Genomic DNA, 20537 nt, shown 5'->3' with positions numbered 1-20537 from the left:
GAGGCGGTGGAAGATCCGCTGCCCGAGCAGATGCGCACCGCCGGCACGGCGCTGCTGGCCGCGCTGGACGAGCCCGCCCGCGCCCGCGCCGCCCTCCGGTTCGACGACGAGCAGGCCCGACGCTGGCTGGAGTACCGGCCACGACCCCGGCCCGGGGTGTGCCTGGCCGACCTGGACCGCGCCGGGCGCAAGGCCGCGCACCGGCTGCTGGCCACCGCGCTGAGCCCACCGGCGTACGCCCAGGCGATGGCGATCGTCGCGCTGGAGGAGGTGCTGGACCGGGCGGAGGGATGGCACCGGGGCCGGCACAGCGGCGACTACTGGGTGGCCGTCTTCGGCGACCCGGCCCGGGACGACGCGTGGGCGTGGCGGCTGGAGGGGCACCACCTCTCGGTGAGCATGACCGTGGTGGCCGACCAGGTCTCCCCCGCGCCGATCTTCCTCGGCGCCAACCCGGCCACCGTCCGGTACGCCGGCCGCCCCGTCTCCCGGCCCCTGGGCGTCGAGGAGGACCTGGGCCGCGCCCTGCTGGACGCCATCGGCCCGGCCGGCCGAGCCGCCGCGATCGTCGCCGACGAGGCGCCCGGCGACATCATCAGCGCCACCCGCGCCCACATCGACGCGCCGCTGGAGCCGCTCGGGGTGCCCGCCGACCGGCTCGGCCCCACCGGGCGGGCGCTGCTGGACCAGCTCGTCGCGCTCTACCTGGACCGGCTCCCGCCCGAGCTGGCGATCCGGGAGGCACGCCGGCTGGCCTCGGGGCAGCTGCACTTCGCCTGGGCCGGCCCGACCCGCCCCGGCCAACGCCATTACTACCGTGTGCAGGGCGACGACCTGCTGATCGAGTACGACAACACCACCGACGACGGCAACCACGCGCACACCGTGCTGCGCCGCCCGGCCAGCGACTTCGGCGCGGACGTCCTGGCCGCCCACCACGCCGAATCCCACCCGACCCGCTGACCCCTCCCCCGCCACCCTTTCCGCCCCCCGCGATCTTGCACTCTCAGCCCCCGGATCGGGCGGAATTGCCACCTTCGTCCGGGCGCCAAGTGCAAGATCGCGGGGGCCGGGGGCCGGGGGCGGGGGCAGGGGCGGGGGCAGGGGCGGGGGCGGGGGCGGGGTGGGTCAGGGGCGGGGGCGGGCCAGGTCGACGGTGGAGCCGGAGACGCCGCCCAGCGCGTCGAAGGTGGTCGCCTCGGCCCGGCGGCCCGCGTCGAACAGCCGCACCAGCCGGGCACCCAGCCGGACGCCGACCGCACCGACGGCCAGGGCCACGACCTCGGTGAGCAGCAGCACGACGCTGGCGCCGCGCCGCGGCGCGTCCGCGCGGACGAGGCAGGACACCAGAAACAGCGCGGCCATCGCCACGTTCACCAGGTTGAAGGTCACCGCCGTGCGTCGGGTCCGGCCGCCCGGCACGTCCCACAGGTCGATCATGCCGGCCACGGCGGCCAGCGCGGCGGCGAACAGGGCCGCCACCGAGCTCCAGTAGCCCACCTCGCCGAGGAAGGCCGGTCCCCCGAGCACGTCGGTCAGGTCGAACACGGTCGCGCTCACGAAGAGCCCGAACGGGAACGTCACCAGCATCGGTTGGATCGGGTGCCCCTGCACCCGAAGCCGGCTCTGCATCGTTCCTCCCCCAGGTCGGCTCACCCCACGAATACAGAGTGCTACCCGGGCGCTCCCAGGGCGAAACGACACGCGCCCCATCGGCCCCACATGTCACGGCGGACGGGGCGGCGACGGGGCTCAGGTGTCCCTGGGGCGTGACACGGTGCTGACCAGCCGGTCGGCCACCTCGCGCAGCGGGATGTCCAGCGACGACGCGGCGCTGCGCAGCACGTCGAGAGCCTCCTCGGCCGGGCAGCCGCGCTGGGTCATGATGACCCCGATCGCCTGCCCCACCACCCCGTCGCCGAGCAGCGACGAGTCCAGCTCCCCGGCCCGGGCCGCCCGGCGCGCCCGGTCGCGGACCGCCGCGAGGAGCAGCCCGGCGTGCTCGGCGAGCAGCATCGCGGTGAGCTGGTGCCCGGGGGTGAGCAGGTCGGCGGCGCCGGCGTAGAGGTTGATCGCCCCGATCACCTGCTCGTCGACGTCGACAGGGGCGGAGATCACCCCGTGCACGCCCAGCTCCCGCGCGCGGGGCGTCCAGGTCGGCCAGCGCGGCTCGCGGCCCAGGTGCTCGGAGAGGATCATCTCCCGCCGCCGGATCGCGTCCATCGCCGGCGAGTCCGGACCGTGCCGCAGGTCGTCCAGCCCCGCCAGCCGCTCGTCGGAGGCGGCCACGCCGGCCGGCTCCCCGGCCCGCAGCGCGGTGAAGCCGCACCAGCTCACGCCGTCCACCGCGTCCCGGCCGATGCGCACCAGCGCCGCCAGCGCCTCGTCGAAGTCGTCGACGGCGATCAGCCCGGCCGTCAGCTCCCGCAGCAGGGCGGCCGTCTCCAGGACGCCCAGCCGCTCCACCGCCGGGTCCCGCATCTCCAGGTTCACCGCGGCACAGCCTCCACCGACCCCGCGCGTGCCCCCGCACGCCCGACCGGCGCCGTCACCCGTTCCATCTTCTGATCTCTCCCGACTCTTCGGACCCGCCCTACTACCCTCGCAAACCGGGGTCGAAACGGCGCAAAAGGGGGCCCCTTTCGGCGCCGCGTGGCGCGAAAGGGGCCCCGACGCGTCAGCGGGAGCCGGCGCTGAGCCGTCGACCCACGGAAGCGATCAACCGGTCCAGCTCGGAGCCGAACGGGTTGTCGTGCACCAGGTACGTCCAGGTGGCGCTCGGCCGCACCAGCTTCGCCTCGTCCGGCTCCCAGTCCTCGCCGAACTCCGTCTCCTCGAAGGTCGCGATGGTCCGCGTCTCGATCTCCGGGATCAGGTTGTTGAACGCCGGCACCGCCGCCCGGTGGAACTCGTCCAGCGGGTCGAGGCGGCCGAGCGCGCGCAGGTGCACGCCCTCGCGCACCTCGGACAGCTCGGCGAGGTGCTCCGCCCAGAGCCGGTCGAGGTGGTAGAGGGCGATCGACCGGGCGACCCGGGCGAGCAGGTCCTCGTCCATCTCCTCGGCCTTCTCCGGCACCCGGTCCAGCAGCATCAGCGCCGCCACGTCGCTGGTCAGCAGCCGCTCCCGCCGCTCGGCGAGGGCCTTGCGCTGCTGCTCGATGACCACGCTGTAGCGCCAGGTGTTGCGGTGGATCTCGTGGTTGACGCCCTCGGCGACCCGCTGGGCGTGCTCGACGGCGTAGTCGACCTGCTCGTCGGTGACCAGGCCGTCGGCGTTCATCCGGGGTGACGCCGGGACGGCGTCGCCGGCGTGCCGGACGACCAGGTCGTCCTCGAGGCTGACGAAGAAGACCGAGCCACCCGGGTCGCCCTGGCGGCCGGCCCGGCCGCGGAGCTGGTCGTCGACCCGCCGGCTGTCGTGCCGGCCACTGCCGATCACGTAGAGGCCGCCCAACTCGGCGACCCGCTCCCGGTCGGCCTGGTCGCTGCCGCCGAGCCGGATGTCCACGCCCCGGCCGGCCATCTGGGTGGAGACGGTCACCGCGCCGTACGCGCCGGCCTCGGCGATGATCGCCGCCTCCTCGTCGTCGTTCTTGGCGTTGAGCACCACGCAGGGCACCCCGGCGGCGTTCAGGCCGGCCGCCAGCCCCTCGGACTCCTTCACGTCCAGCGTGCCGACCAGCACCGGCCGCCCCGCCGAGTGGCAGCGCGTGATCTCGTCGATCAGCGCCTCCTCCTTCTCGGCGCGGGTGGCGTAGATCCGGTCCGGCTCGTCCTCACGGACGCACGGGGTGTTCGGCGGGATCACCGCCACCTCGAGGCCGAAGAACTCCCGGAGCTGGTCGCCCACCAGCACCGCGGTCGCCGTCATGCCGCACACCGTCGGGTAGAGGCCGACGTACGCCTGCACGGCGATGGTGCCGAGCACCTCGCCCTCGGCGGTGGCGTCCAGGCCCTCCTTGGCCTCCACCGCCGCCTGGAGCCCGTCCGGCCAGCGGCGGCGCTGGGCCACCCGGCCGCGCATCTCGTCGATCAGCTCGACGGTGCCGTCACGGACGATGTAGTCGACGTCGCGGTGCAGCAGGGCGTGCGCGTGCAGTGCCACGTTCACCGCCGAGAGCTGCGCGACGTGCTCCTCGTCGTACAGGTCGATGCCGAGCTTGGCCTCGACGGCGGCCAGTCCGGCGGCGGTGAAGGCCACGCTGCGGCCATCCTCGGCGACCGTGTAGTGCTTGCCCTTGCGCAGGCCGCGCACCAGGGCGGCGGCCGCGTGCACCGGGTCCTGCTCGCCGGCGACCGCGCCGGCGAGGACCATCGGCACCCGGGCCTCGTCGATGAGGATCGAGTCGGCCTCGTCGACGATCGCCGTGCGCAGCGGCGGCTGCACCCGGTCGTCGATGTCGGTCACGAGCTGGTCGCGCAGGTAGTCGAAGCCGGCCTCGCTGACGGAGACGTAGGTGACGTCGCAGGCGTACGCGTCGCGCCGCTCCTGGGGGGTGGATGCCTCGTTGACCCAGCCGACGGTCAGGCCGAGCAGGGTGTAGACGGGCTCCATCCACTGGGCGTCGCGGCGGGCCAGGTAGTCGTTGACGGTGAGCACGTGCACCGGGCCGTTGCCGAGCCGGACGTGCCCGTACGCGGCGACGGTGGCGGTGAGCGTCTTGCCCTCACCGGTGGCCATCTCGGCGACTTTGCCCGAGAGCAGGGCCATGGCGCCGAGCAGCTGCACGTCGTACGGCCGCTGGTCGATGCCGCGGCGGGCGGCCTCCCGGCCGATCGCGCAGATCTCCTCGTAGCCCGTGGCCGTGCCGGCGGCCTCGGTCAGCTCGGCGTCGTCGAGGGCCGACAGCTTCTCCTCGCGCGCCTCGATGGCCGGCAGCAGCTTCTCCAGCGGCCCCAGGTCGACCGTCGTCCCCGGGCGCTGGAGGAACCGGCGGAACCTGCTCTTCAAGCGTTGCGACACACCCATGAGCGGCAACGGTACGCGACCGGGCCGGGTAGCGGCGGCCCGCCCGGCGCGGCGCCGCGCGGGGTGTCGCCGCCGGGCGGGTCGGGCCGCCCGCCGCTCAGGTCACCAGGAGCTGGTGGGCGGCCAGCTCGCGGTAGAGGGGGCTGGTCACGGTCAGCTCGTCGTGGGTGCCGGTGGCGGCCACCCGCCCGCCGTCGAGCACCACGATCTGGTCGGCGTCGACGACCGTGGAGAGCCGGTGCGCCACGATCAACAAGGTCCGCCGGACGGCCACCGCGTCGATGGCCCGGCGCAGCGCGGCCTCGTTGCGGGCGTCGAGGTTGCTGGTCGGCTCGTCGAGCAGCAGCACCGGCGGCCCGGCCAGCAGGGCCCGGGCGATCGCCAGCCGCTGCCGCTCGCCGCCGGAGAGCAGCACCCCGCCCTCGCCCACCTGCACGGCCAGCCCCTCCGGGGCCCGCTCGGCGAGATGACCGAGGTTGACCTCGTCGAGCACCGCGCGCAGCCGGTCGTCGGTGGCGTCCGGCGCGCTGATCAGCAGGTTCTCCCGGAGCGTGCCGGCCAGCACCGGCGCGGACTGCTCGACGTAGCCGAGGCGGGCGCGCAGCGCGTCGCGGGGCAGGTCGCACACGTCCACCCCGTCCAGCCGCAGGGTGCCCCCGGTCACGTCGTAGAAGCGCTCGACCAGGGCCAGCAGCGTCGACTTGCCGGCGCCGGAGGGGCCGACGAGTGCCGTGCGGGTGCCGGCCGGCACGGTGAAGCTGACCTCGCGCAGCACCGGCGGGCCACCCGGGTAGTGGAAGTCGACCCGGTCGAACTCGACGGCCGCCGGTGCCCCGTCGGCGGTGTTCGGCCAGGTCGGGGCGGCGGTGTGACGGACGGGCGCGGGGCGGTCGGCCGCGCCCTCCACCGGCACCGCGAGCACCTCCTCGATCCGCTGCAACGCGCCCAGCCCGGTCTGCAACTGGGCGTAGGCGTGCACCGCCTGGCCGAGCGGCAGCACCAGGAAGAACAGCAGCATCACGAACGCGACCAGGTCGCCCACGGTGATCACGCCGGCCGCCACCCGCGCCCCGCCCACGCCCAGCACCAGCAGGAACGCGCCCTGGATCGTGACCGTGCTCACCGGGCCGACGAACGCCTGCACCCGGGCCACCCGCAGCCCCGCCGCGTACGCCTGCGCCGCGCTGGCGCCGACCGTGTCGGCCTCGCGCCGCTCCGCCCGGGCCGCGCGGATCGTCCGGACGGCGGAGATCGCCCGCTCCACCGCCGAGGTCATCTCCCCGATGCGCTCCTGGGCGGCCCGGGCCAGGTTGCGCATCCGGTGCGCGAAGGCGACCGCGAAGCCGACCCCGGCGGCCACCCCGAGCAGGGTCACCCCGAACAGCACCGGGTCGAGCAGCACCATCGCGCCGGCCGCGCCCAGCACCATCACCGCGCCGGTGACCACCTCGAACAGCCCGGAGGTGACCACCGCCCGCAGCAGCGTGGTGTCCGAGCCGACCCGGGACAGCAGGTCGCCGGTGCGGCGGCGGTCGTACTCGGCGATCGGCAGCCGCAGCAGGTGCCCGGCCAGCCGCCGCCGGGTGCCCAGCACGACGCCCTCGGCGGTGCGTTGCAGCAGGTAGTCCCGCAGCCCGCCGAGCGCCGCGGCCCCCAGCACCAGGGCAACCAGCACCGCCACCAGGCCGGCCACCGGCCGGGCCGCCGACACGCCGTCGAGCACCGCGCGGGTGAGCAGCGGCTGCGCCAGCGACGCCGCCGCCCCGGCCAGCGACAGCGCGGCCACCACGGCGAGGGTGCCGCGGTGGGCGCGCAGGTACGGCAGCAGGGCGGCGAGGCCGACCCGGCGCTCCCCGGGGGCGGTCGCGGGGCCGCCGGCGGGAGCCTCGGCGGGGGCGGGAGCGGGAGCGGCGGCGGCTGCGGGGGCGTCGGCGGTCACGACGCGGTCCTGGCGGTCATGCCCGCCAACGGTAACCGGCCCCGGCATCCGCCCCGGCCGGACGCGGATGTCAGACGGTCAGCACCACCTGGAGCTCCTGCCGGCGCCGCTCGGCCAGGTCGGTCAGCAGCGTCGGCGCCTCCTCGAACGGCACCACCGCCGACACCAGGTGCTTGCGGACCACGTCCCCGTACGCCCGCAGCAGGTCGATCGTCTCGGCGGAGAGGCGCTCGCGGTCCCAGGTGGGGGCGAGCCCGCGCGGCACCCGGCCGATCTGCGCGCAGCGCAGCGACAGTCCGTTGTGGTGGAACTCCTCGCCGAACCGCACCGCGTCCGCGCCGGCCTGGTAGAAGGCCAGGTCGACGACCGTGCCCTGGGGGCGCAGCAGGCGCAGCGCGAGCTGCAACGCCCAGGCCTGCCCCCGGCACTGGAACACCACGTCGGCGCCCCGGTCGCCGGGGCCGTGCGCCCAGCGGGTCTTGAGGACCACCGCCGGGTCGTCGGCCTCCGGGTCGAGGGTCTCCAGGCCGAGCGCCTCGGCGACGGCCCGCCGCTGCGGGGTCGGGTCGAGCACCACCACCGAGGCGGCGCCGTGCCGCTTGGCGAACAGGGCGGTGAGCAGGGCCACCACCCCGCTGCCGACGACGGCCACGCGGCGGCCCCGGACGCCGTCGCCCAGCGACCGCACGTCGGCGCCGTGCAGGTCGGCGGCGGCGTGCAGCACCCCGTTGGCGCAGATCGGCCCCATGTGCGCCACGTAGACGCCGAGCACTGGGTCGATGTCGTCGGGCAGCGGCACGAACCGCTCGGCGACCGGGTCGGCGACCCAGCCGGTGCGGTGGCCGTACGTCATCGCGCCGACGGTGCCCACGGCGACGGCCGGGGTGCGGCTCTCCACCACCCGGCCGACCTGCATGTAGCCCAGCCGGGTCACCGGGTAGGGAGTGCTCGCCCCGCCCGGCTGGAACAGGCCGAGGTCGGCGTTCCAGGTGACGTGCAGGTAGGGGTTGGTGCCCTTGACGTAGCTCAGCTCGGTGCCGGCGGAGACGCCGCTGAACAGCGTCTCGACCCGGAACGTGCCGTCGGTCAGCTCGGCGGCGTCCTGCTCGACGAGTTCCACCCGGCCCGGGCCGCTGACCACCACCACCTTGTCACGCATCGACGGTCACCCCCGTGGCGAGCGGCGCGGCGGCCGGGCGGTCCAGGCGTACGGTCCGGCCGGTGCGGGCGGAGTCGGCCACCGCGAGGGCGAGCCGCTGGGTGCCGAGCGCCTCGGCGTACGGGACGCGGACGTCGTCGCCGACCCCGCGGACCGCGTCGACGAAGGCCCGGTCGACGGCCACCCGGGCGGCGTCGGGGTCGGCGCCGAAGCGACGTTCGCCGTCGGCGTCGCGGACCACCAGGCTGTCCTCGGCCAGCGACAGGGCCAGCCCGTCGGCGAGGATCTCCACGCCGGCGCGGTGTTTCCAGCCGAGCACGCAGGCGGCGGTCAGCGTGCCGACCGCCCCGCCGGCGAACCGCAGCGCCGCGGTGGTCACCGAGTCGATGTCGGCGCCGTCGACCGGCGGCGGCGTCCCGTTGCCGTACGCGGTGACCTCGGTCGCCTCCCCGACCAGCGTCCGCACCAGGTCCAGCACGTGGGCGGCCTGCTCCACCACCGGTCCCCCGGAGCGGTCCCGCCTGGACCACCAGGCGACCGGGGGCACCTTGTCCCACCACGCGCCGCTGACCATCCGCACCGGACGGCCGGCGAGCAGCTCCCGCGCCTGCTGCACCACCGGCAGGTACCGCCAGTGGTGTCCGACGCCGGTGAGCAGCCCCCGCCGGGCGACCAGGTCGGCGATCCGCTCGGCCGTGGCCAGGTCGACCGCGACGGGCTTCTCCACGAACATCGGCACCCCGGCCGCGATCACCGCCTCCTCCGCCGGGCCGTGCGCGAACGGCGGCACGCAGACGTACACCGCGTCCGGCCCGGCGGCCAGCAACTCCTCCACGCCGTCGAACGTCCGGGCGCCGTGCGCGCCGGCCAGTTCCGCCGCCGCCGCCGGGACCACGTCGGTCACCCCGAGCAGTTCCACGTCCGCGAAGCCACCCAGCACCCGGGCGTGGCGTTGCGCCACCCCGCCGGCCCCTACCAGTCCCACCCGGCACGTGCGCATGTAAAAGCCCTTCCGCCACGGTTTCACGTTCCGTCGAGTGCACTCCCCCCGCGTGGGCGCAATCAAACGTTCACCAGGGGGGAACCCGGCCGCGTGACCTCCGTGATCAAGCTGTTAGGCATGCTGCGGTTAGCGCGAGCGCAGTAGTGGGAAAAACAGAACGGGTTTTTCCGCCACGATCAGGGGGTGCCTGTGCGGAATACGGAGACGATGGTTTCACCGGTGGTGGAGGCCTGGGCCACCTACCGCACCACGTCCGCGGCCGACTGGCCGGCGCGGCGGCTGCTGCGCGCGAAGGGCGGCAGCAGGGTCAGCGTGGTCCTGCCGGCCCACAACGAGGAGGCGACGGTCGGCGCGATCGTGTCGACCATCCGGGAGCACCTGATGGACCGGGTGGCCCTGGTGGACGAACTGATCGTGGTGGACTCGCGCTCCACCGACCGCACGGCGCAGGTGGCTCGCGCCGCCGGCGCGGAGGTGGTCGGCCAGGACGCGATGACCCGGGGGCTGCCCCGGCTGACCGGCAAGGGCGACGCGCTCTGGGCCGGGCTGGCCGCGGCCGAGGGGGACGTCGTCGCGTTCGTCGACGCCGACCTGCGGGAGTTCCGCCCCCACTTCGTGACGGGGCTGATCGGCCCGCTGCTGACCGACCCGTCGGTCGACTTCGTCAAGGGCTTCTACCACCGCCCGCTGGTCGGGACGACCGGGGTGGAGGCCGACGGCGGGGGCCGGGTGACGGAGCTGATGGCCCGGCCGCTGCTCAACCTGTTCTGGCCGGAGCTGGCGGGCTTCGTCCAGCCGCTCGCCGGTGAATACGCCGGCCGCCGGGAGGTGCTGGAGCGGGTGCCGTTCGTCTCCGGCTACGGGGTGGAGACGGCGATGCTGATCGACCTGCTCGACCTCGTCGGGCTGGACGCGCTGGCCCAGGTGGACCTGGGCGAGCGCAAGCACCGCCACCAGGACACCGCCGCGCTGGGCCGGATGTCGGCCCAGATCATGCTCACCGCCTGGTCGCGGTTGCAGCGACGCGGCTGGGCTGCCCCGGGCGCGATGCCCGCCGCCCTGCTGACCCAGTTCCGGCGCGGCGGCTCCGACGCGCTGCCCAACCTGGACCGGGAGATCGTCGTCAGCGACGTATCCATCGAGGAACGACCGCCCCTGGCGGAGCTGCGGCACCGGATCCCCCGCCGACGGGTGGCCGCGGCGTGACCGCCCGGCCGCACCAGAACGCAGGTGACCGGTCGCGGACGGCCCAGGGCCCCGCCGAGGGAAGGAACCCCGCACGATGAGCCTCACCGTCCTGATGAACGCCGGTCCGTGGCTGTCCGTGCCGCCGCCCGGCTACGGCGGCATCGAGAACGTGATCGCGACGCTGGTGCCGGAGCTGCGCCGCCTCGGCGTACGGGTGGTGCTCGCGTCGGTCGACAGCAGCACCCTGCCGGTCGACGAGAAGCTGTCCGTCTTTCCCGACGGGCAGTTCCACGCGCTGCAACGGCCGTACAACCAGGTCTGCGGCATCTCCCAGGCGCACCTGAACGGGGTGGTGCGCGCGCTGCACTCCCGCGACGACATCGACCTGGTGCACGACCACGTGGAGGCGGTGGGCCTGGCCACCCTCGCCGCGATGGGCCCGGACGCCCCGCCGGCGCTGCACACGCTGCACTGGGACCTGGCCAAGCACCCGGCGCTCTACGGCAACCTGGACGGCGGCGAACGGGTCCGGGTCAACGGGGTGTCCGCCTCGCAACTGGCCCGCGCGCCCCGGGCGCTGCGGGAGCACTCCGTGGGGCATGTGCACCTGTCGACCCCCCTCGCCGTCGACGCCGACCGGCGGCCGGGCGCGGACAAGGGCGACTACCTGGTCATCCTGGGCCGGATCAACCCCGGCAAGGGCCAGGACCTGGGGGCCCGCCTCGCGCACCGGGTGGGGGTACCGCTGGTGCTCGCCGGGCCCGTCGGGCCGTACCACCGGCCGGAGGACCTGGCCGCCGCCGGGGACGAGGCACGACAGAACCCGGACGTCCGGTTCTTCTACGACGAGGTGGCGCCGCACGTCGACGGCGACCTGGTCCGCTGGGTGGGCACCGTGGCCGGGCAGGAGCGCGACGACCTGCTGGCGGGCGCCCGCGCCTCGCTGTTCCCGCTGCGCTGGGAGGAGCCGGGCGGCACGGCGGTGGTCGAGTCGCTGGCCCTGGGCACGCCCGTGGTGGCGACGGCGCGGGGCTGTCTGCCCGAGCTGATCGAGCACGGCCGCACGGGCCTGCTCACCACCGACGAGGACGAGCTGGCCGACCTGCTGCTGGCCGCCAGCCTCCTCGACCCCGACGAGTGCCGACGCGAGGCCGCGGCGCGCTTCACCCCCGCCGTGATGGCGGAGCAGTACGTGGGCCTCTACGAACGGGTCCGCCAGCTGGCCGCCGCACCGCGGCTGCAACCGGTCTGATCCCACGCTCCCGGCCGGGGTCGGTCCGCCTGGCAGGGCGGGACGGCCCCGGCCGTCGCGTGGCCGCCGGAGCGGCACGAGGAAATCCGCCGGCCGCGGGTTTGGCGGGACGGGGAGCGGGAAGGCGCGGACGGCCCAGCATTCCCACGCACAGTGAGGAGACCGCGTTGACATCCTCCCCCGTCTAGAGGCGGGGGATTCCCACCCTCGCGGGTTGGGGTTCCTGGTTCACCGCAGACCGCACGGAAGGAGTTCCTTCGTGTCTGACGTCCGCTCCGCAGGCGTTTTGCGTCTCGACCAGCCCGGCCGCGACGGCGATGTTCTGGGCGGCGTTGACGTCCCGGTCATGCCGGGTGCCGCAACCCGGACACGACCAGTGGCGTGTGCCGAGGGAAAGCTGGGCGAGCAGGTGCCCGCACGCCGAACACGTCTTCGACGACGGGTACCAGCGGTCCACCACCGCGAGGATACGGCCGTCGCGGTGCGCCTTGTAGGTCAGCAACGTACGGAACTCGGCCCAGCCGGTACGCGAGATCGCTTTGGCCAGGCAGCGGTTGCGGACCATGTTCGCCACCGCCAGGTCCTCCACCGCGATGGCGGCGAACCGGCGCACCAGGGCGGTGGACTGCTGGTGGAGGAAGTCCCGGCGCGCGTCACGTACCCGCGAATGCGCCCGGGCGACTTTCCGTTTGGCTTTGGCGCGGTTGGCGGAGCCCTTCATGGCGGTGTGCTGGTGCCGCAGGGTCTGCTGCAACGGCACCGACGACACCTCACCCAGAAACGCCAGATCGGGCTGCTTCTTCATCTCCGTCAACGCCCGATCCGTCTCCGCATAGGAGGTGGACTTCCGTTCGGTGTGCCAGCGGGCGTGACGGGCGGCGAGGGTGCGGTTCCAGACGACGCGTACACACCCGAACGTGCGGTTCAGCACCGCCACCTGCTCCGGGGTCGGGTACGCCCGACACCTGTACGCCGTCCGCACAGGACCAGTCCTACCAGAAAGGACGATCATGGTTGACAGCGCATCCGCCATTCCTCCCCGCCCTGAAGGACGGGGCATCCTGGCGGTGACCCGGTGACCGGTCCCATGGCGCACTCCCGTGCCCGGCGCAACCCGGCCGACGGCAAGGCGCCCGTCCGGCGGGCCGCCGGCGTCGTGGCGGTGGTCTTCCTCCTGGTCGGCGTGCTCGGCTTCGTGCCGGGGGTCACCAGCGATTTCGGTGACCTGCGGTTCGCCGGGCACGAGTCCGACGCCAAGCTGCTCGGCCTCTTCCAGGTCTCGGTGCTGCACAACATCGTCCACCTGCTCTTCGGGGTGGCGGGGCTGGCGCTGGCCCGGACAATCTCCGGCGCCCGCACCTTCCTGGTCGGCGGCGGAGCGATCTATCTGGTGCTCTGGCTCTACGGCCTGGTGGTCGACCACGACAGCGGGGCCAACTTCGTCCCGGTCAACAACGCCGACAACTGGCTGCACCTGTTCCTCGGCGTCGGCATGATCGCGCTCGGCGTGCTGACCACGCGGGGGCAGCCCCGCCGGTGACGCATTGCGACCGGTGGGCGGCCGTGACCACCGTCGCGGTCGCGCCCCGTTCCGGTTTGACTCCCCCGGTGCCCGGGTAGTTCGCAGGTCCCCGACCCTGCGAAGCGAGGGCGCACACATGTCGAGCCGGATCACCTGCGAGGTGCGCGACGCGTCGCCCGTGACCGTCGTACGGCTCCGCGGCGGCCTCGATGTCGGCACCATGCGCGCGGTGCACACCGTGCTGGCGGACTGCCTGGCCGCCCAGCCCGACGCCCTCGTGGTCGACCTGACCGACGTCACCGTCCGCGACCGGCTCGCGCTCTCGGTCTTCGCGGCCGCCGCCCGGCGCGCCGCCGACTGGCCGGCGGTGCCGGTCGTGCTCTGCGCCCCGCCGCCGGAGGCGGCGGGCTGGCTGGCGGAGTCGACCGCCTGCCGGGTGGTGCCGGTGCGCCGCGACTGCGAGGAGGCCACCCGGGTGGCGAACGCGGCGGTGGTGCCCCGGCTGCGGGCCCGGCTCGAACCGGTGGCGGAGGCCTGCCGGCGGGCCCGCGAGCTGGTCGCCGACGCGTGCGCCCGGTGGAACCTGCCGCAGGCGGCCGGCCCGGCCTCGCTGGTGCTCAGCGAGCTGGTCGGCAACGTGGTCCGGCACGCCGGGACCCCGATGCAGGTAACGCTCACCCTGCGTCAGCCGTACCTGCACCTCGCGGTGGTGGACGGCTGCCGGGCCTCGGCCCGGGCCGGCTCCCCCGAGCTGCTGGCGGAGGGCGGCCGTGGCTTGATGCTGGTCCGCGAGCTGGCGCAGCGCTGGGGCAGCGTGCCGGCCGGCGACGGGAAGGCCGTCTGGGCCGTACTGCCCGCCAATTGACCGAAATTACCGCTCTAGCCTGAATAGCCGCTGTCGCCTGGTTACATGGGCAGAGGGGCGGGTAGGCACGCCGTCCTTTCTGTCGTCATGGCGGGGTGAGAGTCACATGCCCAAGCGGGTAACCACGGAACCTCCACGCGACCGGGGCCCGGCGATCCTGGCACCGGCACGCTTCGGCGGCTTCCCCGGGCCGCTGCGCAAGTCGGTCCCCGGCGGGACCCTGATCCGGTTCCTGGCCACCACCGACCACAAGCAGATCGGCCTGCTCTACCTGCTCACCTCGTTCGGCTTCTTCCTGGTCGCCGGGGTCGAGGCGATGCTGATGCGGGCCGAGCTGGCCCGACCGGGTCTGCAGTTCCTCGCCCCCGAGCAGTACAACCAGCTGTTCACCTCGCACGGCGCGGTGATGCTGCTGCTCTTCGCCACCCCGGCGGCGTTCGGGTTCGCCAACTACATCGTGCCGATCCAGATCGGCGCGCCGGACGTGTCGTTCCCCCGGCTCAACGCCCTCGCGTACTGGCTCTACCTGTTCGGCGGCCTGATGGTGATCGGCGGCTTCGCCCTCCCGGGCGGCTCCGCCGACTTCGGCTGGACCGCGTACACGCCGCTGAGCAGCCAGGAGCACTCCCCGGGCGTCGGCGCGAACATGTGGGTGGTGGGCCTGGTCGTCTCCGGGCTGGGCACCATCCTCGGCGCGGTCAACCTGATCACCACGATCCTGACCCTGCGCGCGCCCGGCATGACCATGTTCCGGATGCCGATCTTCACCTGGAACATGCTGTTCACCAGCGTGCTGGTGCTCCTGGTCTTCCCGCTGCTCGCCGCGGCGCTGCTGGCGCTGGCGGCGGACCGACTGCTCAACGCGCAGGTCTTCACCCCGGAGAACAACGGGTCGATGCTCTTCCAGCACCTGTTCTGGTTCTTCGGCCATCCCGAGGTCTACATCATCGCGCTGCCGTTCTTCGGCATCATCACCGAGATCATCCCGGTCTTCGCCCGCAAGCCGATCTTCGGGTACACCGGTCTGGTGCTGGCCACCATGGCGATCACCGTGCTGTCGATGACCGTGTGGGCGCACCACATGTTCGCCACGGGCCAGGTGCTGCTGCCGTTCTTCAGCATCCTGAGCTACCTGATCGCCGTGCCCACCGGGGTGAAGTTCTTCAACTGGATCGGCACGATGTGGAAGGGGCAGCTCACCTTCGAGACGCCGATGCTGTTCGCGATCGGCTTCCTGGTCACCTTCCTCTTCGGCGGCCTCACCGGGGTGCTGCTGGCCAGCCCGCCGGCGGACTGGCACACCCACGACACGTACTTCGCCGTCGGGCACTTCCACTACGTGCTCTTCGGCACCGTGGTCTTCGCCCTCTTCGGCGGCTTCTACTTCTGGTGGCCGAAGATGACCGGGCGGCTGCTCGACGAGCGGCTCGGCAAGGCGCACTTCTGGACCATGTTCCTCGGCTTCCACGGCACCTTCCTCGTCCAGCACTGGCTGGGCAACGAGGGCTTCCCCCGCCGGTACGTCGACTACCTGCCGACCGACGGCTTCACCGCGCTGAACACCTTCTCCAGCATCTCCGCGTTCGTGCTCGGCGCGTCCACGCTCTTCTTCATCTGGAACGCGTGGAAAACCTGGCGGTACGGCGCCATGGTGGCGGTCGACGACCCGTGGGGCTACGGCAACTCCCTGGAGTGGGCCACCACCTGCCCGCCGCCGCTGCGCAACTTCGACCGGATGCCCCGGATCCGCTCCGAGCGCCCCGCGTTCGACGCCAAGTACGGCCCGCTGGTCGCCGACCTCGGCCGGGACCTGCCCCAGCGCACCACCAAGCCGCCGCAGCAGTTCCGCGAAGAGCTGCACCGCGAGAAGCACCTGCCCGAGGCGCCGGCCGCCGAGGGGGCGCACGGCGCACGGGAAGCGGCCGGCTACCACCCCGCGCCACAGTCCGGGGCCCGGCCGGTGGACGTGCCGGCGCCCGAGGAGGTGCGCCGGCCCAGCTTCGAGTACACCGAGCCGGAGGAGGAGACCCGGCCCGGCGCCCAGCCGGAACCGCCGGAGAAGGACCGCTGGCGGCACCCCCGCGAGCCCGACGACACCCCGGAGCGCTGAGCGGGTACGCGAAAGGGGTCGGCGCACCGTGCGCCGACCCCTTTTCGTCGTCTGGCCGCAGGCAGACGCCAGCGCGCGTCAGTTGTCGCGCGTCGGAGACAGTCCCGCCGCGCTGAGCGAGCGGCGCACGGCCGGCTGGACCCGGGTCAGCCGCAGCGGCACCCCGGTGCGGGCGGCGGCCTCGCGGCCGGCCATCAGCGCGGCGATGCCGCCGGCGTCGAAGCCGCCCGCGCCGACCAGATCCACCACCACCTCGGCGGGCTGGCCGGTCACCGCCTCCAGCATGGCCCTGCGGAGCTGGTCCGCGCCGTCCCGGTCGACCTCCCCACCGACCTCCACGACCACCCGGTCGCCGTTCTGCTTCACGGAGATGCGGGTCTTCGTGCTGTCCGACTCGGCCGCGCCGTTCTGCCACGGCGGCGGGGCGTCGGCGAGCATCGCCTGGCGCAGCCAGGTCAGCGCCCGCGACAGCAGCCGCGAGACGTGCATCTGGGAGATGCCGAACCGGGCGGCGATCTCCGCCTGGGTCTGGTTGCCGTAGAAGCGCATGGCCAGGATGCGCCGCTCCCGCCAGGGCAGCCGGTGCAGCAGCCCGCTGACGGTCACCCGGTCGTCCACGGACTCCAGCGCGTTGTCGGACTCGCCGACCAGGTCGCCGAACTCGGCCGAGCTCTCCCCGCCGACGGGGGCGTTGAGCGAGGCCGGGCTGTAGCCGGCCGCCGACTCCAGCGCGGCCAGGATCTCCTCCTCCGGCGTCTCCAGCCGCGCCGCCAGCTCGGCGACCGACGGGGCCCGGGACAGCTCGCTGGTCAGCGCGGCGGTCGCCTGCCCCACCTCCAGGATCAGGTCGCGCAGCCGGCGGGGCACGTGCACGCCCCAGGTGCGGTCGCGGAAGTGGCGCTTGATCTCGCCGACGATGGTGATCGCGGCGTACGCGGTGAAGGATCCCCGCTCGGGGTCGTACCGGTCGACGGCGTTGACCAGGCCGAGGCGGGCGACCTGCTCCAGGTCCTCCAGCGGCTCCCCCCGCCCCCGGTACCGGCGGGCGAGTCGGCCGGCGAACGGCAGGGCGAACCGGACCAGGTCGTCACGCGCCTCCTGGCGCCGTTCGGGCGGAAGACCCTCGATCCGGGCCGCGTACGCCAGCGCGGCCGCGTCCAGGTCCTCCAGGCCCCGATCGGTCGGAGGTGGTGTGGTTGTGGTGCTCTGTCCGAACATCCGCGCCTCCCTCAGGAAGGTCCCCCGCCCGGATTCAGGAAACCGGTCGTGCGCGCGCGTGGTCGCACCACGCACCGGGCCGGAAGTGGGTCACATGACTGGGATGCCAGCGGGCGACGACGCCGCGCCGGACGGCGTGATCAGGCCGTCGCAGCCAGCGGTGTTCCCGCTCCGTAGGTACTCAATCACGGGACCCCGGTTTCGCGAGGATGTTTCGACAGGGCTGGTTCAACAGATCAGCAACCCCTGGTGGGCGCCGCTGTCCCGCAGTGCCGCGAGTGCCTCGGCGACGGTCATCGGCGGCGGCGTCGGCAGGTCGTACGGCTGGGCCCGCAGCACCTCGGTGGCCCGGCGGGTGGGCACGGAGGTGACCGGGTAGCCGCGCGCCGAGGTGCGGTCCAGCGCCCGCCGGCGGCGGCCGAAGCCGGCGACGGCCAGCCACTGCGGCAACCCGGCCAGCGCCGGCGACCGCAGGCCGGGCGGCTCGGGCAGGACGTCCACCGAGCTGAACGGCTCGCTGCCGGCGAGCCACCACTCCACCCCCTCCACGCTGCGCCGGGTGGCGTTCTCGCACCAGTACGGCACCATCCCGGCCCGCACCACCTGCCACGGGTCGAGCAGCCGGCCGCACTCCACCACCAGCCGGTTGCCGGTCTTGCCGGCCGCGCGCAGCCAGCGCCGGTACAGGTCGGCGGTCGCGGCGCTCAGCGCGCCCGGCCGCGGGACGAGCACGCGGTGCAGCGGATGCCGGTGCCGGGCGGTCCACTCCCGGGCACTGTCCTCGAAACCGGACTCCACGCCGTGTTCGGCCGGGGCGGGTGGCGCGCAGACCTCCGGCGGCTGCCAGTGCGCGCCGTCCCCGCCGGCGGAGCGGAGCACCTGGCGCAGGGCGTGGCTGTCCGGGTGGAAGTCCACCGGGTCCAGGCCGCTGCCCGGGCAGCCGACCTGGAAGCTGTGGCCGGGCGCGGAGTCGAACACCGGCCAGGTGCGGACGTCGCGCAGCAGCAGCACCGGTGCGCCCGGCTCCAGCAGGTCGGCCAGGAACCGCGCGTACGCGGCCGGCAGGGACCGCCACCGGGCCCCGAGCGACACCGTGGCGCCGGCCAGCGCGCCCCGGCTGGCGGGGCAGTGCACCTGGCGTACGTGCAGGTCGGGGTTGCCGGCGAGCAGGCGGGCGGTCAGCGCCGCTCCGTGGTCGAGGGCGGCCTGCGGCCTGTCCACGGCGCCCTGGGCCCAGTGCACGCTCATCTCGAACCCGGCGGGCAGCCAGGGCACGCCGAGCGCCGCCGCCAGGTGCGCGGCGGCCCCGTGCGGGGAGCCGAGCAGGGCGCCCGGGTAGCGGCGGCGGGGGTACTGGTCGACGAACCAGCGGGCGATCCGCTCGGCGTCGACCTCGGCCGTCTGGCCGGGGGTGAGCGCCACCCGACCGGCGGCCCGGACCACCGCCGCCCGCCGGACCGGCTCGGGCGCGCCGGTGAACCGCGACAGCGGGCCGGGGTGTCCGGGGTGTCCCAGGTCGGCGCAGTCGGTGCCGCGCAGCGCCCGCGCGGTGGCGGCCACCAGGACCCGGGCCGCGCTGCCGGCGGCCACCACCCGGTCGCCCGCCAGTCCGGCACCGTCGGCCGTGAGCCCCTTGCGCACCTTGTGCACCGGCCCCACCTTGCCTCGTTCGCTCACCACGCGGCCCGGCTTCCCGTCCCGATGGGGTTCAAACGGGGCATCGACCACCGGGCGGGAGTAATCAGAAGATCCGGGCGGTTGCCGCCGTCCCCGCCGCCGGCCGGGCACCCGAGCCGTGACCAGGGGTTTCGGCGCCGGGACGGCGGGCACATGAGCGCCCATGCGCGCAGACGACGACACGCCCGCCGCGGCGGCCACCATCACCCCGTACCAGGACGGCCCGCTGCTGGTCCGGGGCGACTTCGCCCTGCTCACCCCGGACGGCGAGACCATCGACGCGCGGCGGGGCACCGTGGCGCTGTGCAGGTGCGGCAAGTCCGCGCTCAAGCCCTTCTGCGACGGCACGCACAAGGTGATCGGCTTCCGCGCCGGCACCACCCGCCAGACCTGACCCCGCCCCACCCCGCGATCTTGCGTTTGGTGCCCCCACGAATCGGGATGAACAACCCGTGACAGGGGCCGAAAGCGCAAGATCGACGAGCGGTGGATCGGGCAGGCGCGGAGGGCGGGCCGCGCGGGTCAGGCCACGGCGGTGACCGGCGCGGCCATCCCGCCGGGCCGGGGGGACTCCCGCAGGGTGGCCCGGGGCGGGCCGGGGGTCGGGCGCAGCGAGGTGCGGCCGGCGGCCCAGGCGTCGAGCAGGTGCGCGGCGAAGAGCCGGTCCACCGCCAGCGCGGCGGCGGCACCGAGGAGCACGTCGGGGGCGAGCCCCGGCTCCACCCGGACCAGGCCGCCGCACAGGTCGTGCGCGGCGATCTGCTCGTGCACCGCGTCGGCCTCCACGTGCTCGTCGTAGAAGCGGGTGGCCGCCTCGTCCAGGCCGAGCCGGCGCAGCCCGTTGCCGTACCGCCGGTTCGGCAGCGACGAGGTCATCTCGTACGCGGCGAGGTGCCCCAGCAGCGCCCCGCGCAGCCGCCGGTGCAGCCCGAACAGCGACATCAGGTTGTTGGTGGCCAGGGTGACCGCCGGCACCGCGTCCAGGTGGGCGGCGTATCCGGTGTCCAGCCCCAGGCGGTCCAGGGTCACCCGGAACAGCTCGGCGTGCATCCGGTCCAGCCGCCCGTTGCCGTACTCGTCCGTCTGTATCTCCACCAGGGCGGCCTTCGCCGGTCCGCCGAGGCGCGGCAGGCCCCAGCTGTGCGGGTCCGCCTCCCGCAGGTGGTAGATCGAGCGGTGGGTGACGAACTCCCGGAACTGCGCCAGCGACGCCCGGCGGTGGAGGTGCCCGGCGAGCGACGGCCCGGCGTCCGCGGCGACCACGTCGGCGAGGGCGGCCGGCACGCCGCCGGGCAGCAACGCCGGCAGCGGCCCCACGAGCGCCCGCACCGCCGCCTCGAAGACCCGTTCGGCGTACGCGCGCAGTGCGAGCAGGGACGGCTGCCACTCCCAGTCGTCGTCGACGCCCCGCCAGCCCCGGTAGTGCAGCTCGTAGCAGCAGAAGAGGGTGAGCTGGAGGTCCTCGTCGGTGAGCGGGTCGACCGGGTCGAGCCGAGCACCGAGCCCGGCCGGCAGGTCGTGCGGCTCCTGCCGCAGCGCGTCCAGCACCGCCGCCGAGACCGGTCCGCGGGGCTCCGGCAGACGCGCGGGCCCGTACCGGCGATCGGTGGGCTCGGACAAGGCGACCTCCCGCGT

Annotated in this window: 17 protein-coding genes; 7 read left to right on the top strand and 10 right to left on the bottom strand. The window is 74.4% G+C overall.

Annotation, left to right across the window (positions count from 1 at the left end; genetic code table 11):
* Nucleotides 1-6 precede the first annotated feature (6 nt).
* Nucleotides 7-963 (top strand): DUF3500 domain-containing protein, encoded by a 957-nt coding sequence (locus ACGF5G_RS32380; RefSeq protein WP_393269935.1) that lies wholly within the window; start codon nucleotides 7-9, stop codon nucleotides 961-963.
* A gap of 165 nt (nucleotides 964-1128) precedes the next feature.
* Here the strand turns inward: ACGF5G_RS32380 and ACGF5G_RS32375 are convergent, their stop codons facing one another.
* The 6 genes from ACGF5G_RS32375 to ACGF5G_RS32350 all read right to left on the bottom strand — a co-directional run bounded on the left by ACGF5G_RS32375 (nucleotide 1129) and on the right by ACGF5G_RS32350 (nucleotide 9067).
* Entirely contained in the window at nucleotides 1129-1632 is a 504-nt protein-coding gene (locus tag ACGF5G_RS32375; protein WP_393269933.1) for a DUF2231 domain-containing protein, read from the bottom strand.
* Between the two features lie 120 nt (nucleotides 1633-1752).
* Complete coding sequence (locus ACGF5G_RS32370) at nucleotides 1753-2493, bottom strand: GAF and ANTAR domain-containing protein (RefSeq protein ID WP_393269930.1); 741 nt, start codon at nucleotides 2491-2493, stop codon at nucleotides 1753-1755.
* Nucleotides 2494-2677: 184 nt separating this feature from the next.
* Nucleotides 2678-4969 carry an accessory Sec system translocase SecA2 gene (gene secA2, locus ACGF5G_RS32365; protein ID WP_393269927.1) on the bottom strand — a complete coding sequence of 764 codons (2292 nt, stop codon included), beginning with the start codon at nucleotides 4967-4969 and terminating at the stop codon, nucleotides 2678-2680.
* Nucleotides 4970-5066: 97 nt separating this feature from the next.
* Nucleotides 5067-6908, bottom strand: a complete 1842-nt coding sequence (locus tag ACGF5G_RS32360; RefSeq protein WP_393269925.1) for an ABC transporter ATP-binding protein — start codon at nucleotides 6906-6908, stop codon at nucleotides 5067-5069.
* Nucleotides 6909-6978: 70 nt separating this feature from the next.
* Nucleotides 6979-8067 (bottom strand): zinc-binding alcohol dehydrogenase, encoded by a 1089-nt coding sequence (locus ACGF5G_RS32355; RefSeq protein WP_393269923.1) that lies wholly within the window; start codon nucleotides 8065-8067, stop codon nucleotides 6979-6981.
* Nucleotides 8060-9067, bottom strand: a complete 1008-nt coding sequence (locus tag ACGF5G_RS32350) for a Gfo/Idh/MocA family protein (protein WP_393269921.1) — start codon at nucleotides 9065-9067, stop codon at nucleotides 8060-8062. Before ACGF5G_RS32350 ends, ACGF5G_RS32355 begins: the two co-directional genes overlap by 8 nt.
* Nucleotides 9068-9277: 210 nt before the next feature.
* Here ACGF5G_RS32350 and ACGF5G_RS32345 point away from each other — a divergent pair, with 210 nt between their 5' ends.
* Both ACGF5G_RS32345 and ACGF5G_RS32340 read left to right on the top strand, forming a co-directional pair.
* Nucleotides 9278-10276: a glucosyl-3-phosphoglycerate synthase gene (locus tag ACGF5G_RS32345; RefSeq protein ID WP_393269983.1), complete on the top strand. Its 999-nt coding sequence runs from the start codon at nucleotides 9278-9280 to the stop codon at nucleotides 10274-10276.
* Nucleotides 10277-10352: 76 nt separating this feature from the next.
* A complete protein-coding gene (locus ACGF5G_RS32340; protein WP_393269918.1) occupies nucleotides 10353-11510 on the top strand; it encodes a glycosyltransferase in 1158 nt (385 codons plus the stop codon).
* A gap of 184 nt (nucleotides 11511-11694) precedes the next feature.
* On the opposite strand, the gene ACGF5G_RS32335 is transcribed toward ACGF5G_RS32340, so the two are convergent.
* The gene (locus ACGF5G_RS32335) at nucleotides 11695-12492 is read right to left on the bottom strand and encodes an RNA-guided endonuclease InsQ/TnpB family protein (RefSeq protein ID WP_393269916.1); all 798 of its coding nucleotides are present in this window, start codon (nucleotides 12490-12492) and stop codon (nucleotides 11695-11697) included.
* Between the two features lie 105 nt (nucleotides 12493-12597).
* Between ACGF5G_RS32335 and ACGF5G_RS32330 the strand changes: the two genes are divergently transcribed.
* The 3 genes from ACGF5G_RS32330 (at nucleotide 12598) to ctaD (ending at nucleotide 16007) form a co-directional block, all read left to right on the top strand.
* Nucleotides 12598-13050 (top strand): DUF4383 domain-containing protein, encoded by a 453-nt coding sequence (locus tag ACGF5G_RS32330; protein ID WP_393269980.1) that lies wholly within the window; start codon nucleotides 12598-12600, stop codon nucleotides 13048-13050.
* 118 nt (nucleotides 13051-13168) lie between these two features.
* Entirely contained in the window at nucleotides 13169-13897 is a 729-nt protein-coding gene (locus ACGF5G_RS32325; protein ID WP_393269913.1) for an ATP-binding protein, read from the top strand.
* A gap of 106 nt (nucleotides 13898-14003) precedes the next feature.
* Nucleotides 14004-16007: a cytochrome c oxidase subunit I gene (gene ctaD, locus ACGF5G_RS32320; RefSeq protein ID WP_393269910.1), complete on the top strand. Its 2004-nt coding sequence runs from the start codon at nucleotides 14004-14006 to the stop codon at nucleotides 16005-16007.
* A gap of 78 nt (nucleotides 16008-16085) precedes the next feature.
* Here the strand turns inward: ctaD and ACGF5G_RS32315 are convergent, their stop codons facing one another.
* Entirely contained in the window at nucleotides 16086-17225 is a 1140-nt protein-coding gene (locus ACGF5G_RS32315; protein ID WP_393269908.1) for a SigB/SigF/SigG family RNA polymerase sigma factor, read from the bottom strand.
* Nucleotides 17226-17453: 228 nt separating this feature from the next.
* Nucleotides 17454-18875: a hypothetical protein gene (locus ACGF5G_RS32310; protein WP_393269905.1), complete on the bottom strand. Its 1422-nt coding sequence runs from the start codon at nucleotides 18873-18875 to the stop codon at nucleotides 17454-17456.
* A 190-nt stretch (nucleotides 18876-19065) separates the two neighbouring features.
* Here ACGF5G_RS32310 and ACGF5G_RS32305 point away from each other — a divergent pair, with 190 nt between their 5' ends.
* Nucleotides 19066-19296 carry a CDGSH iron-sulfur domain-containing protein gene (locus ACGF5G_RS32305; RefSeq protein WP_393269903.1) on the top strand — a complete coding sequence of 77 codons (231 nt, stop codon included), beginning with the start codon at nucleotides 19066-19068 and terminating at the stop codon, nucleotides 19294-19296.
* Nucleotides 19297-19424: 128 nt separating this feature from the next.
* Here ACGF5G_RS32305 and ACGF5G_RS32300 read toward each other — a convergent pair whose 3' ends face one another.
* Complete coding sequence (locus ACGF5G_RS32300; RefSeq protein WP_393269900.1) at nucleotides 19425-20522, bottom strand: iron-containing redox enzyme family protein; 1098 nt, start codon at nucleotides 20520-20522, stop codon at nucleotides 19425-19427.
* Nucleotides 20523-20537: the final 15 nt, after the last annotated feature.

It is taken from the genome of Micromonospora sp. NPDC047730, assembly GCF_043204765.1.
Taxonomy (GTDB): Bacteria; Actinomycetota; Actinomycetes; order Mycobacteriales; family Micromonosporaceae; genus Micromonospora.
This window is presented reverse-complemented; position numbering and strand designations above follow the sequence as displayed.